The organism is Methylobacterium sp. 10, from assembly GCF_000519085.1.
GTDB lineage: Bacteria > Pseudomonadota > Alphaproteobacteria > Rhizobiales > Beijerinckiaceae > Methylobacterium.
Genome location: NZ_KI912577.1, coordinates 1,919,968 through 1,932,575 on the forward strand (window position 1 = coordinate 1,919,968; position 12,608 = coordinate 1,932,575).

The 12,608-nt window shown below is 66.2% G+C and carries 11 protein-coding genes and 1 tRNA gene; 5 read left to right on the forward strand and 7 right to left on the reverse strand.

Going from position 1 to position 12,608, the window contains the following annotated elements:
* Positions 1-28 precede the first annotated feature (28 nt).
* Positions 29-2,950 (reverse strand): ATP-binding protein, encoded by a 2,922-nt coding sequence (locus K368_RS24290; RefSeq protein WP_051439819.1) that lies wholly within the window; start codon positions 2,948-2,950, stop codon positions 29-31.
* A 202-nt stretch (positions 2,951-3,152) separates the two neighbouring features.
* Between K368_RS24290 and K368_RS0108805 the strand changes: the two genes are divergently transcribed.
* The 4 genes from K368_RS0108805 (at position 3,153) to K368_RS0108820 (ending at position 5,031) form a co-directional block, all read left to right on the forward strand.
* Positions 3,153-3,641, forward strand: a complete 489-nt coding sequence (locus K368_RS0108805) for a phasin (RefSeq protein ID WP_027172066.1) — start codon at positions 3,153-3,155, stop codon at positions 3,639-3,641.
* A gap of 269 nt (positions 3,642-3,910) precedes the next feature.
* A complete protein-coding gene (locus K368_RS0108810) occupies positions 3,911-4,171 on the forward strand; it encodes a DUF2798 domain-containing protein (protein WP_027172067.1) in 261 nt (86 codons plus the stop codon).
* Between the two features lie 218 nt (positions 4,172-4,389).
* Entirely contained in the window at positions 4,390-4,557 is a 168-nt protein-coding gene (locus tag K368_RS27040; protein ID WP_197030999.1) for a hypothetical protein, read from the forward strand.
* A 141-nt stretch (positions 4,558-4,698) separates the two neighbouring features.
* Complete coding sequence (locus K368_RS0108820; protein WP_027172068.1) at positions 4,699-5,031, forward strand: hypothetical protein; 333 nt, start codon at positions 4,699-4,701, stop codon at positions 5,029-5,031.
* Between the two features lie 64 nt (positions 5,032-5,095).
* On the opposite strand, the gene K368_RS0108825 is transcribed toward K368_RS0108820, so the two are convergent.
* From K368_RS0108825 to K368_RS0108850, 6 genes are all read right to left on the reverse strand, one after another.
* On the reverse strand, positions 5,096-5,749 hold the full coding sequence (locus K368_RS0108825; protein ID WP_027172069.1) for a L,D-transpeptidase: 654 nt from the start codon (positions 5,747-5,749) through the stop codon (positions 5,096-5,098).
* A gap of 110 nt (positions 5,750-5,859) precedes the next feature.
* The gene (locus K368_RS0108830) at positions 5,860-6,666 is read right to left on the reverse strand and encodes a transglutaminase family protein (RefSeq protein ID WP_018045137.1); all 807 of its coding nucleotides are present in this window, start codon (positions 6,664-6,666) and stop codon (positions 5,860-5,862) included.
* A 71-nt stretch (positions 6,667-6,737) separates the two neighbouring features.
* Positions 6,738-7,658, reverse strand: a complete 921-nt coding sequence (locus tag K368_RS0108835) for a transglutaminase family protein (RefSeq protein ID WP_051440028.1) — start codon at positions 7,656-7,658, stop codon at positions 6,738-6,740.
* 222 nt (positions 7,659-7,880) lie between these two features.
* Positions 7,881-8,411 carry a response regulator gene (locus K368_RS0108840; protein ID WP_027172071.1) on the reverse strand — a complete coding sequence of 177 codons (531 nt, stop codon included), beginning with the start codon at positions 8,409-8,411 and terminating at the stop codon, positions 7,881-7,883.
* 287 nt (positions 8,412-8,698) lie between these two features.
* Positions 8,699-9,844 (reverse strand): transglycosylase SLT domain-containing protein, encoded by a 1,146-nt coding sequence (locus tag K368_RS0108845; RefSeq protein ID WP_027172072.1) that lies wholly within the window; start codon positions 9,842-9,844, stop codon positions 8,699-8,701.
* Between the two features lie 344 nt (positions 9,845-10,188).
* A tRNA-His gene (locus K368_RS0108850) sits at positions 10,189-10,265 on the reverse strand.
* 236 nt (positions 10,266-10,501) lie between these two features.
* Between K368_RS0108850 and K368_RS0108855 the strand changes: the two genes are divergently transcribed.
* Positions 10,502-12,334 (forward strand): chloride channel protein, encoded by a 1,833-nt coding sequence (locus tag K368_RS0108855; protein WP_155935063.1) that lies wholly within the window; start codon positions 10,502-10,504, stop codon positions 12,332-12,334.
* Positions 12,335-12,608: the final 274 nt, after the last annotated feature.

The window sequence follows — 12,608 nt, forward strand, 5'->3', positions numbered from 1 at the left end:
ACGAGCCCGCGCCCGCACCAGGCGGTGGTCAGGCCGTCCTGACCGCCGCCTGGGGCGGAAACAGCATTTCCACCAGGGTGCCCTCGTCCTTCCGGCTCTCGATGCGGAAGCGACCGTGATTGGCCTCCACCAGGGCCTTGGTGAGCGGCAGGCCGAGGCCGGTACCGGTGCTTCGCCCATCCGCTCGCCCCCTGTGCGAGGCCGCCACGGCGACCTGCCGGAACGGTTCGAGGGCGGTCTCGACCTCGTCGGGGCTCATCCCGATCCCGGTGTCGCGTACCCGGAGGGCGATCTCGCCCCGATCCGCCAGGGTGGTGGAGACGATGACCTGCCCGCCGGCCTCGGTGAAGGCGATGGCGTTGGCGATGATGTTGAGGGCGGCCTGCCGCAACGAGCGCTCGTCGGCGACCAGGGGCGGCAGGTCGTGGGAGAAGCTCGTGCGCAGGACGATCCGGTCGCGCATCGCCTGCGGCTGCAGCATCGCCACGCAATGGGTGACGACGTCGTTGAGGGGCACCTCCTCGAAGGACAGGTCGAGGCGCCCGGCCTCGATCTTGGCGAGGTCGAGCAGGTCGTTGACGAGACTGAGGACGTGGCTGCCCGAGGCGTGGATATCGCCGAGATAGTCGCGGTAGCGTTCATGGCCGATGGGGCCGAACGGCTCGGACAGCATCATGTCGGCAAAGCCGAGGATGCCGTTCATCGGGGTGCGGATTTCGTGGCTGATGCGGGCGAGGAAATCCGATTTGCGCGCGCTGGCATATTCCGCCGCGCGCCGGGCGTTCGACGATTCGGCCTCGACGCTTCTGGTGGCGCGCACGTCCCGGACGGTCATGACCATGCGGCCATCGTCCCGTCCGGCGAGTGGCGTCACATGGATCAGCATCGGCAGCGTGCCGGCGGCCGCCTTGGCGATGACGTCGGGTGTCGGTTGCGCCAGAGCCGCCTGTGCCGGGCCGGCGATGCCATGGACGCTGGCGAGGACGGCCACGGCACTCTCCGGCGCGAACAGGCTGAGAATGCCGGCACCGACGACCTCGCGCGGGTCGAGACCGAACGTCGTCGCCGCGCTGCGGTTGAGCCCGATGATCCGGGCATTCCGGTCGAGGGTGACGACACCGTCTTCCAGGCTGTCGAGTACGGCCTGCGCGTCGGCGGCGCGGGCTCCGGCGAAGGCATCGGCGATCTGCAGCGCTGCGCGCTCGCGGGCCGGCTCTCCCGCCACCGCATCGCGGACGAGGAGCAACTGGGCCGGCGCGCCGGCCCAGTCGAGTTCGGACGCTTGTATGTCGACGCTCAGGCGGTCCCCCGTCCGGGTGGTGAGGAGGGCGGGCGCGCCGTCCGCAGACCGCTCGTGCGGGACGAGCCCTCCGAACAGCCTGTCGAGGCCACCCGACGCGGTGAGTTCGACCAGATCGGCGAACCCGGCCATGCCCAACAGGCGGCCGTTGGCAAAGAGGACTCTGTCGTCGCGATAGATCATCACGCCGCCGGGCAACCGTTCGAGCGTCGCCGCCACGGTGGCGTTCGGGCCTTCCGCAGCCGGTTCGGCATTGCGTGCCATGGCGGTGGGGAACGGGGTCACCGATCCGCTGGCCGGGCGCTCGTCCCACGTCGTGACCTGCTCATCGGCCTCGGAATCGCCGGCAAAGCGTGCGCCCAAGGCGCGGGCGATCTCGCGGAACGCCGCATGCTCGTGGCTGGACAGGTGAGGGTCCTGGAGCGTCGGCCAGCCGCCCTGCGCGTCGGACGAAGGCTCGGAATCGAACGCGACCTGTTCCGGCAGCGCGTCGGCTTCCGAAACGACCGGCGGCGGGGCGGGGGGGGGAGCCGTGTCCGCCACTGCGCTCGCCTCGTCGGCAATGAGACCGGTCGAGGGTTCGGTGACGGGCGGGAGCACCGCCGTCTCGGTTGCCGGAACCCCGGAGGAAACGGTCGACCCCGTAGTCTCGGGCCGCGCGGCGACGGGGGCCGTCGCTTCGGCTGTATCGGCAATGGCGCCGATGCCGCCTTCCATCTCCGATACGGGTTGGTCGCTCGGAGACTGGTCGGGGGAAGCTTCCGCACCCTCCGGGCTCGTCACGGCATCCTGGGCGGAGGGTGACCCCGAGGGGCGGACCATGGCGAAGCCGTTGAAACCGGCGAAGTCGTCTCCGACGCACCGGGTCGGCGTACCGGAAATGTCGAGATCCATCGCATCCGGCGCCCCGTCGGCCTGCAGGGTGACGGAGATCGCTCGGAAGGTGCGGCGCTGGGCGAGGGCGAGCAGAAGGCCCTCTGCATCGAGCAGCGTACGGGTCTGGGACAGGGCGGCCCACGTTCTGCCGAGCATCGCCGGCTTGACCGAAGCGGCGGCCGCCCCGGAAATGTCGGTGAGCCTGTCGTCGGCATCGCTACGCCATACCACGCGCCCGGTCTGCAAAGGCGAGGCGTCCTGCGATGAAGGCGCGCCTTTCGCGGCCGGAGAATACTCCGCGACCGCCGTCGCTTCATCGGTCTGAGTGGGAGTGGCCTCCACGATGCCCTTCTGCGGCGATGCACGGTGGTTCGGTAAGCGGTCCAGAAGCGCAACGATCAGGAGGTTGCGCCCCGACGTATCCTTCGTCCGCAACACGAGACACGTCGTGGCCGCGCCGAGACGGCGCGTTTCGAACCGCAGCTTCATCAGAGTCGGTCGATCCAACGGCAGGCTGCGCGGGCGAACTTGGTCGCTCAAGCGAATCGCATCGACGAGCCGCCCCGATTTGTCGGCGCCCATCGCCTGGAAGAGGCGGTCCGCTGCCGTCGAAGCCAGCAGGATCCGCTCCGCCGTCCCGTCCAGAACGAGCCAAGCCGCGTCCGGGGCGCTCAGGCGAAGCCCGAACCGCGAATCACCACTCCAATGTCTGACGAGATTGCCGAGGTCCGGGTCGGGGCCGGACGTCGGTTCTTCAGCCCCTTTGTCGAACATCCGTACCCGTTTCGCCTGGCATGTCAGTGATTCGCACCCTTTTTTACCCGCAACGCGCCGCCGATATAGACACCAAGCGCTGCCGGTGCGCGTTTACCTTTTGTCATCCTTAATGCCACGCACGAGGGTGGCATAGGGCAGGCGATGTGTTATTGTGCAGCGCACAACAAACGATCAACAAGCAAGTTCAGAGGAGACGGACATGAGCAACACCCCGAACTATGAAGTGCCTGCTGAGATGCGCGATTTTGCCGAAAAGAGCGTCGATCAGGCCCGCAAGGCCTTCGATTCCTTCATCGGTGCGGCTCGTCGCACCGCAGACACGGTCCAGGGCTCGGCCGACACGGCCCGCACCAGTGCGCATGACGTCTCCGCCCGCGGCTTCGAGTTCGCTGAGCAGAACGTGAATGCCGCCTTCGACCTCGCCCAGAAGCTGGTTCGCTCGCGCGACCTGCAGGAAGCCATGCAGCATCAGGCCGAGTTCGTCCGCAGCCAGTTCGCTGCGATCCAGGCCCAGGCCAAGGAGTTCGGCGGCCTGGCGCAGAGCGCCATGCAACAGGGTGCCGAGAAGGCCAAGGCCGCTATGCAAGAGACTGCCGAGAACACCCGCAAGGCGATGGAGCAGGGTACCGAAGCCGCCCGCAAGGCCGGCGCCGATGCTGAGCAGGCCATTCGCAACGCCAATTCCTGACATTCTCACGGTGGGACGGATCTGATCCGTCCGACGATAGAGGCCCGCCCCGCCCGCATGGTGAGGCGGGCCTCGCTGTTTTTCGGAAGACGGGCTCGATGACCCGGCTCGATATTCGATTATTGACGGTCCCGGCCAAGCTGTCCTAGTCAAGTTTCGCCGCGCCAAGCGCGTGCCGTAAGCGTCTGACGTCAAGCAACGCATTTTCCGATCCGTCATCCGGTCGGTGTCAGTGCTGCCTCGTATTACGGTCCAGACGTCGGGTTATCATGAACCGCCTGCAATCGTTCCGTCTCCGCGGATGCCTGCCGCCGAACAGTCAGTGGCTGATCATGCCGCTGGTGCTCTCGGTGCTGATGACGCTCGTCGTCTCGGCGATCGCCACCTACAAGACCTTGGGGGCCGACGCGGCTTTCCTTGAGCATTGGTCGCCGGCCTGGGCTTTGTCCTGGGTGGTGGCGTTCCCGACGCTTCTCCTGGTCCTGCCCCTGGTCCGCCGGATCGTCGGGTTTCTGGTTAGATCAGCCTGATGCGCGCCCGCCCCGGCCTACAAACATCAGATGTCCGGAAGGACGATCCGGACCGAGACAGCGAGGGCTGAGGCAGTTCTCAGAGGAGCCGGCACGGCATAAGAAACTCCCGCATCGTTCCCGAGGCTATGCCCGGTGCGGTGCTGAAGCCTTGCTCGAAAGCATCGAGACTAAAGCTCAGGATGGACAGGCAGCGAAGATCGGGGGAACGGGGATCGATGACCATCAAGCCGGGTGATTACGTGGGGTCGGACGACAACGAGGCGACCATGACCGTCGTCGAGATTGTGGACGACAAGGCACTGTGCCGCTGGTTCGTGGATGGCGACGTCGACGGCGACGAACTGGAAGAGTGGCTGCCGATCGCCTCCCTCACGGTTCTTTGAAAGGCGCGCAATCGCCGGTGCCGCAGTCCCGTCGGCGACGGCAGCGAACGACGTGCGACACGGCGCTTGCACCGCGGCGAGCGGTCTCATAACCCTGGCGCCCCGCCCGGATTTCGGGCTCGTCGAAGAGGGCGAACCTCCATGCGACCTGGTTTTTCGCGCTCCGCCCAGCGTTTCGGCCTGTTGGCCCTCACTCTGGCTGGTGTGCTCTCCGCTGGCGCCGCCAGCGCGCAATACGATGACGAAGGCTATTATCGTCCGCCGCCGCGCCGTGATTACTACGAGGATCGCGGCCCGCCGCCCCGCCGGGCCGTGGGCCTGAACTGCGATGCGGTTCAATCGGGAATCAGCGGCCTGCAGCCCTATTCCTGTCCTCTGCCGGGGCCGCGTCCCCTCGGCGCGCGCTGTTTCTGCGACATGCCGATAGCGTCGTTCAGCTCACCGCAGACGGCGGTGGGGCGCGTCGTCCCCTAAGGCGCGACGAACAACGCCGCGCCATCCTGCGATGACGCGGCGTTGTTGTGACGATGCGAGGGGTTCAGTTCAGGACGACGACCTTGGCGCCGACCTTTACACGCTCGTAGAGATCGGTGACGTCGTCGTTGGTCATACGGATGCAGCCGGAGGACACGGCCTGACCGATCGTGTCGGGCTCGTTGGAGCCGTGGATCCGGTACTCCGTGTTGCCGATATACATGGCGCGGGCGCCGAGCGGGTTCTCCACGCCGCCAGCCATGTAGCGCGGCAGGTCGGGGCGACGGGCGATCATCGCAGCCGGGGGAGTCCACGACGGCCACTCCCGCTTGGCAGTGACGGTCTTGGTGCCCGACCAAGTGAATCCCGGGCGGCCGACACCGACGCCGTAGCGAATGGCCTCGCCGTTCGGCAGAACGAAGTAGAGACGCCGTTCGGCGGTCGAGACGACGATGGTCCCCGGCTTATATGCGCCGTTGAAGCCGACGATCTCGCGCGGGATTGGCGCGACCTGGGCCTGCGGAGCGGCCTGAGCGCCCTGGCCGACGGTGCCCTGATAGCCATAGGGATCGTAGGAGGGCTGAGCGTACTCGGTCTCGGAGTAGTAATCGTCGCCACCCGTTCCGAACGGATCGTAGGAGGAGGCGGCGAGAACGGGGGTGGAAGCGAGGATGCAAGCACCCATGATGCCTGCAAAAGCGGTCGCCAACGTCTTCATGGTCGGATGCCTTGGCTGTACGGTAACCTTTGCTATACAAGCGTAAGCGTAGGCCCGCGGTTCCACCCCCCGATGCAGATTTCACGTCTCGTTAACGTGAGCTTCCAAAATCAGTACACCTCGTCGGTATGCACGTCGAAGCGGGCGAGGTGCGAGTATCCGAAATTGGTGGTGATGGCGACGTCGGTGGCGTCGCGACCCCGCGCCATGACGATGCGGCCGATGCGCGGCGTGTTGTGGCGCGCGTCGAACGTGTACCAGCGCCCGTCGAGATAGACTTCGAACCAGGCCGAGAAATCCATGGGGTCGGGGACGGGCGGGATGCCGATATCGCCAAGATAGCCGGTGCAGTAGCGCGCGGGAATATTCATGCAGCGGCAGAAGGCGACGGCGAGATGCGCGAAGTCGCGGCACACACCCTGTCGCTGCATGAAGCCGTCCCACGCGGTGCGTGTGGCGTCGGCGAGCATGTAGTCGAAGCGGATGCGGTCATGGACGTAGTCGCAGATGGCCTGAACCCGCGACCAGCCCGGCATCGTCCCGCCGAACAGCGACCAGGCAGTCTCCGAGAGCTTGTCGGTGTCGCAGTAGCGGCTGCCGAGGAGGTAGACCAGTACGTCGCTCGGCAGGTTCTGGACGTCGATCTGCTGCGCGTAAGGAGCGTATTCGTCCGGCATTCCCGTGTCATAGACAGTAAAATCGGCCGAGATGTCGAGGCGTCCCACCGGCGTAACGATGCGGGTGCAGATGTTGTCGTAGACGTCCCGGTATTCCTGGAAGGGGATGGGCGGATTGAAGCTGATGACGTGCGGGGTCATCACATCCGGCATGCGTGACGGATGCACGCTCAGTTCGAGGATCATGGGCGTCGGCTGAACCGATTCGAAGGCGATGTCGAACCCAGTCCTGATCTTCATCGTAATGGCCCCATGTCTGCAAAAGTCTGGTCTGAACCCGGTCGCATCCGACGACAGGGGCGTGATCGTGTTCAACGCACGAGGATCGGATCCGGTGTGCGCTGTTCGATGGAACTCGGCTCGACTTCGTCGACCTCGACGCTCACCGACATGCCGAGATCGTCCGCGGGAAATCCGAAGAAGGAGCCGTGCAACGGCACCGCTTGGCGCGGGTCGCGCGCGACGGCGACGCGGATGAGGTCGCGGTTGCCGACGATGCCGTTGGTGGGGTCGAACTCGATCCAGCCCGCGCCCGGCAGGTAGACCTGGACCCAGGCATGGGTCGAGCCGCCACCCACATGGCGGTTGCGGTCCCCGCGCGGATTATAGAGGTAGCCGGAGACGAAGCGGGCGGCCATTCCGAGGGCACGCACGGCCTCGATCATCAGAACCGCGAAATCGCGGCAGCTTCCGCGCTTGAGGCGCAGGGTGGTGACTGGATCCTGAACGCCTTTCTCCGAGCGGGCGAGATAGGCGAAATTGCGCCGGACGTGGCGCGTCATCTCGGCCAGCAGCTCCTGCGTCCCCACGCGGCCGGCGGGTGGAACGAAGCTGCGCGCCCAGGCATCCACCTCGTTCTTCGGATCGCGATGCTCGCGCTCGATGGAACGGCTGAGATCGGGCATGTCGTCGGCCCCGTACCCGAAGGGGTAGTAAGCCGCATGCGGCGCGATCGGGAATTCCGGCGCCAATTCAGGCGTATGGTCGAGGGTGATCGAGCAATCGAAGACGAGGGACGAGGCCCGTCCCTGGAAGGTGGCCACCGCGACGCAATTGCCGAACACGTCGTGAAGCCAGCGCAGGGACGAGGGCTCGGGCGTGATCTTCAAGGTCGCTGCGAGCAGGCGCTGGTCGTAGCTGTCGCGGGGCCGGAACATGATTCGGTGTTCGCCCAGCCCGACGGGCTGGCGGTAACGGTACGTGGTGATGTGTCGGACGGACAGTATCGGCACGTTCACGGGCTCCGCGGCACCGGTCGGTACCACTCTCTTGGATCGAGGCAATGCAAGAGGTGCGCCCAACTCCAGGGTGGAACCAGAATCCACCCCCACCCCCGCGCAGCATTGTCCTGGATATCATCGCCATGGCAATGGCCCGTCAGCCTGTTCGACAGCGATGTTCGTCGATGATGGAGCGTTCCGCTCCGGGCCATGACTCGGTACGGAGTCCAAGGTTCAGGGCACGGCCGGTGGAGGATTGCTGGTGGCGTGCTCGGCCTCCACCAGAACGTCCTGCGGTCGCCATGGTTTGGGGATGAACACCACTCTTTCCGGAAGCGCATCCGGTCGCGGGGCGCGTCGGCCGGAGGTGACGACCATCCGCGCCGTGGGCCACAGCATGGCTACGGCCCGTGCCAGTTGCAGGCCGTCCATGACCCCGGAGAGCTGGATATCGGCAAAGACGAGGGCAACGTCGCCGCCCCGGTCCCGCATCACCGCGAGTGCCTCTTCCGCCGAGGCGCAACCGATCGTGTCGAGTTCGGTCTCATCGAGAAGGGCGACGGCCAGACCTTGCGTCGACGCGTCGTCCTCCACCACCAGAGCGAGGCGACCGGACTTGCGAACCGGCGCCGAGACGACGGGCACCGGCTCGGTCACCGCTGCCGTCGAAGGGACTTGGCGAACGAGGGCCGCCAGATTCTCGGGAATGCCCTCGGCGATCAGGTCGTCGTAGAAGGAAGCGAGCGCTTCGCCGATCTGATCCAGGGCGAGGCTGGGCGCGAGCGTGTCGTGACCGGCGCGCTTGGCGGGGGTGGCTTTGAACGGCGTGGGAGACCGATCCTTCAAAGGGCCTTTTGGATCGAGCACGTCACCCTCCGACTTTCGTAATCCGCCTCCGCACCGAAGTGTGCGACCGTAAGATCAACGTCGGGAGTTCGGCGTCAGTTGCCCTCGGGGGCAACAAGAGGGCCGGCGTTGGGGAAAAGCAGTCGCGCGGCGGGTGATCCGTGCCGCCAGCGGAGACCATTACGAGGGGAAGCGGTCTCGTACGCCTACTCGACCGACGCGTCGGCGTAGGCCATCACGCCCGAGAGCGAGCGGACGTCGCGGTAGCGCGCGCCGCGGGTGCTCATCATCGTCTCGAACTTCTCGTGGACCTGCGCCACCGACAGGCTCGCGGCCTTGCGGCGACCGCGCTGTGCTGCGAAGAAAATGGTGCGGTTGGCGCGTGCCGGGCCCGGCAGCATCTGTGCCGCGGCCGATTTCGGCTTGTCGACCACGCTGGCGAGGAACTCCTCGGCATCGTCCGGCCCAAGGAAGTGTGCAAGGTAGACCTCACCGAGGGTGAGTTCGCGGCCGATGCGCAGGGAGATTCGCGCTGCGTCGCGCTTAAGCATCTCGCCCGCCATTAGGGCAGCGAGGTAGGGGTCGCGCCGCAATTCGAGGATGCGGGTCCGCTCGGCGGCATCAGCTACGCTCGGCTTGCCATTATCGCCGGAGACCACGAGGGCCGCTTCCTGCGTCAATCCGTATTTCGGTCCGAAATCGCGCACCACGCCAAGCCATGTCCGCTCGATGAACTGGAACAGGCCAGTCGCCGAGGAGGTCTTGGCTTGCACTTCGGTGATGAAGCTCGACTCTTTGTCAGCCACCGCCATCAGAAGGACAGGGTCGGTCTGGACGGCCTGTGCCGCGCGGACGATCTTCTGCACAAGGTGACGCCGGATCTTCATCGGACCGAATTCGAGGATGTCGTTCGGATCGCCGACGGCGCTCTCGGTGAGCAGATAATCGTAAGAGACCCGATCGACCGCATTCGAGCCGATCTCGGTATCGAGATCGTGCACGGCGGCAAAGGCCGAGGACGCCGTGAGCACGGTGGGCGCCGCGTCGAGGACTGACGGCACAGCCGACTGAATCCTAGGCTTGGGCATCGACAGTTCGGTCATCGCTTGAGCCGATTGCACCACGGCGCCAAAGCCGCTGGTGCCGGTGCCATTGAGGACCACGGCACTGAGGCCGCCCGCCACCAGCATCATCGCGATAACGGAGCGCGTGAGTGCGGGACGGCTGCCATGGTCGCGGCCGACTCGATTCTTGAGGGTCAGGGCATCGGAAGATGTCGCGACGTCACCGCCAGCGCCGAAACGGCGCGAGGGAGGGGAAATCCGTGATGATCCGACCTTCTGAACCCGCATCTGATCGACTCGTCTCCGTGTGGTGGCGCACACCGGCATTTACGAGGACAGTTGTGGCGACAAAACGGCTAGGCTTGTGCTCATCCCGTGGCGCAGGTGGCCACTTTGAGGCAGCTTGGCCGTAAGCGGAGGCACTGGTCTGCCGATCACCCGGCCAAGCGACACAGCGCCAAGCCCATCCGACACTGGCAGTATCGCCCAGTCTGGTCTTTCAAGGGATGGATTGCGCCCGGCTATCGGACCTCACGCCAAGTCCAGACTGGAAAGGCAGCGCTTCGGCTCCGTACAGCGAGTCCGCAACTGTCACCCTGCTCAGCGTCATCACGGACGCCCGGAGGGTCGAATGGTACCACTGCCCCGGCTCGAACGGGGGACCTCTTGATCCACAATCAAGCGCTCTAACCAACTGAGCTACAGCGGCACTCGGGCTGCGATGTATCCTGAGGCCGCGGGCATTTCAAGCGCCAGCGGCGCAGGGAATGCAGATATGGGGAAAACTCATTGGTCCGTGGAGGAGACCCCGCACCGGAATCCGGTCGACGCCTTCAGCTTTTGGCCCGTAAGGTGCCGGGTGTTTCCCGCCCCTTTCGTCTCAATCCTTCCCATCGGTCGATGAAGCCAAGAAACGCGCCGCGCCGTGGATTTCCCGCCGGCCAGATGCTGGTTCACGTGCCCAGCCGATTGCGCGCCCTGGTACGCGGCAGCGAGCTCGGCCTCGTGATCTTGGCCGCCTGCGTCGGAACTATCGCCGGGATCGCGGTCTCGGCCATGAGCCTTACGACACAGGGCCTGCGCGAAATCCTTTATCGCCTGCCGCACGGCGTGCGCCTCAGCGCATCGACGGATGTGGATCCGCTCCTCATCCTGATCGGTCCGGCCGTAGGTGGGCTCATTCTCGGACTCATCGCTTTCGGGCTCGCTCGCTGGCGCGGCGGGCCGCAGCGGCCCATCGTCGATCCGATCGAGGCCAATGCCCTGCATGGGGGGCGGCTTTCGGTGAAGGGGTCCGTCGCCGTGGCGGCCCAGAACGTGATCTCGAATGGCAGCGGTGCCTCGGTCGGCCTCGAGGCCGGCTATACCCAGATCTGCGCCGGCCTTGCCTCCCGGCTCGGCCTCGCCTTCGAGATGCGGCGCTCTGATCTGCGGACCCTGGTGGGCTGCGGGTCGGCCGCCGCCATTGCCGCTGCCTTTGGCGCGCCGCTCACGGGGGCGTTCTATGCGTTCGAGCTCATTATCGGCACCTACTCCATTGCCACCCTGACACCGGTCGTGGTGGCAGCCCTGTGCGGTAGTCTGGTCGCCAAGACGCTGGTGACGCAAAGCCCCCTCGTCACCGCCGACGGGTTCGATGCCCTGACGACCAGGGCGATCACGGGAATCGACACCCTGCCGAGCCTTGCCCTCGGTCTCGCCTGCGCCGGGCTCGGTATCCTGATCATGCGCGGTGTCACGTTGGTGGAGCAGGGTGTGCGGGCGACCCGTCTGCCTTCCGTCTTCGCCCCTGCCTTCGGCGGTCTCTGTGTGGGCGCCCTGGCCCTGGCGGTCTCGCCGCAGATCCTCTCCGGCGGACACGGCGCGCTCCATCTTCATCTCGATGCCGACATGCCCGCCATGGGGCTCGGCACCCTGGCACTGCTGTTCGCGGCCAAGGCCTCGGCCTCGGCGATTTCCATCGGCTCGGGCTTTCGCGGCGGCCTGTTCTTCGCCTCCCTCTTCCTCGGCGCCCTGGCGGGAAAACTCTTTGCCGCGTTGATGGCGGAGACGATCCCCGGCCTGTCCGGCCTCCACGGAGTGTCCGGCCTGGAGAGCCTCGCGGTGTTCGGCCTCACGCCGCTCGCCTATGCGGTGATCGGCATGAGTGCGCTGGCGGTGGCGGTCATCGGCGGCCCGCTGACGATGACCTTCCTCGCCCTCGAACTCACCGGCAGCTTTCCCATAACCGGCCTCGTCCTCGTGGCCGTGATCGCCTCGTCGATGACCGTGCGGAAGACCTTCGGCTATTCCTTCGCCACCTGGCGCTTTCACCTTCGCGGCGAGAGCATCCGCAGCGCGCACGATATCGGCTGGATCCGGTCGCTCACCGTGGGGGCGCTCATGCGCCGCGAGGTCGAAACCACGCCGGTCGACATGAAGCTGTGTGATTTCCTGAAAGCCCATCCCCTCGGCTCACCCTCGCGTGTCGTGCTGGTCGACGGCGACGGGCGCTATGCCGGGATTGTGCTGGTGCCCGAGGCCCATGCCCTCGCCGCCGTCGATGGCGAGGCCGCGCTTGTCGAGGCCATGCGCTATGCCGACGTGTTCCTCACCGTCGGGATGAACGCCAAGCAGGCGGCCTCGGCCTTCGATAGTGCCGAGAGTGAGGCGCTGGCGGTTGTGGACGACCAGGCCTCGCGGCGGGTGGTCGGCCTGCTCACCGAAAGCCACACGCTCAAGCGCTACAGCGAGGAACTCGACCGGCAACGGCGGGCGATCATGGGCGAGGCGAGCTGACAGCGGCCCGCAGGGCTAGGGCCGTTCGGTGATGCGGCGCAAGCCGAAATACCTCGAGGCTAGCAGGCTCGCGGTGCCCATCATGACGAGGCTCCAGCCCCAGTCGCTCGGCAATTGTCCAGCGACCGGGTGTCCGGTCGGCCCTGAGAAGAATGCGACCCCGGTTGCGATGGCGGAGACCATAAGCCCGAGACTGATCCCGATACCCATAGGAATGGCCGTCTGCTGTGCAACGCGTGCTGCGTTCCGGTCGCCGCGCGGCGAGCGGCCGTGT

Bases quoted from the DNA above. Each gene is read 5' to 3' on its own strand.
- K368_RS24290 (WP_051439819.1), bottom strand. From the start codon at position 2,950: ATGTTCGACAAAGGGGCTGAAGAACCGACGTCCGGCCCCGACCCGGAC.
- K368_RS0108805 (WP_027172066.1), top strand. From the start codon at position 3,153: ATGAGCAACACCCCGAACTATGAAGTGCCTGCTGAGATGCGCGATTTT.
- K368_RS0108810 (WP_027172067.1), top strand. From the start codon at position 3,911: ATGAACCGCCTGCAATCGTTCCGTCTCCGCGGATGCCTGCCGCCGAAC.
- K368_RS27040 (WP_197030999.1), top strand. From the start codon at position 4,390: ATGACCATCAAGCCGGGTGATTACGTGGGGTCGGACGACAACGAGGCG.
- K368_RS0108820 (WP_027172068.1), top strand. From the start codon at position 4,699: ATGCGACCTGGTTTTTCGCGCTCCGCCCAGCGTTTCGGCCTGTTGGCC.
- K368_RS0108825 (WP_027172069.1), bottom strand. From the start codon at position 5,749: ATGAAGACGTTGGCGACCGCTTTTGCAGGCATCATGGGTGCTTGCATC.
- K368_RS0108830 (WP_018045137.1), bottom strand. From the start codon at position 6,666: ATGAAGATCAGGACTGGGTTCGACATCGCCTTCGAATCGGTTCAGCCG.
- K368_RS0108845 (WP_027172072.1), bottom strand. From the start codon at position 9,844: ATGCGGGTTCAGAAGGTCGGATCATCACGGATTTCCCCTCCCTCGCGC.
- K368_RS0108855 (WP_155935063.1), top strand. From the start codon at position 10,502: ATGCTGGTTCACGTGCCCAGCCGATTGCGCGCCCTGGTACGCGGCAGC.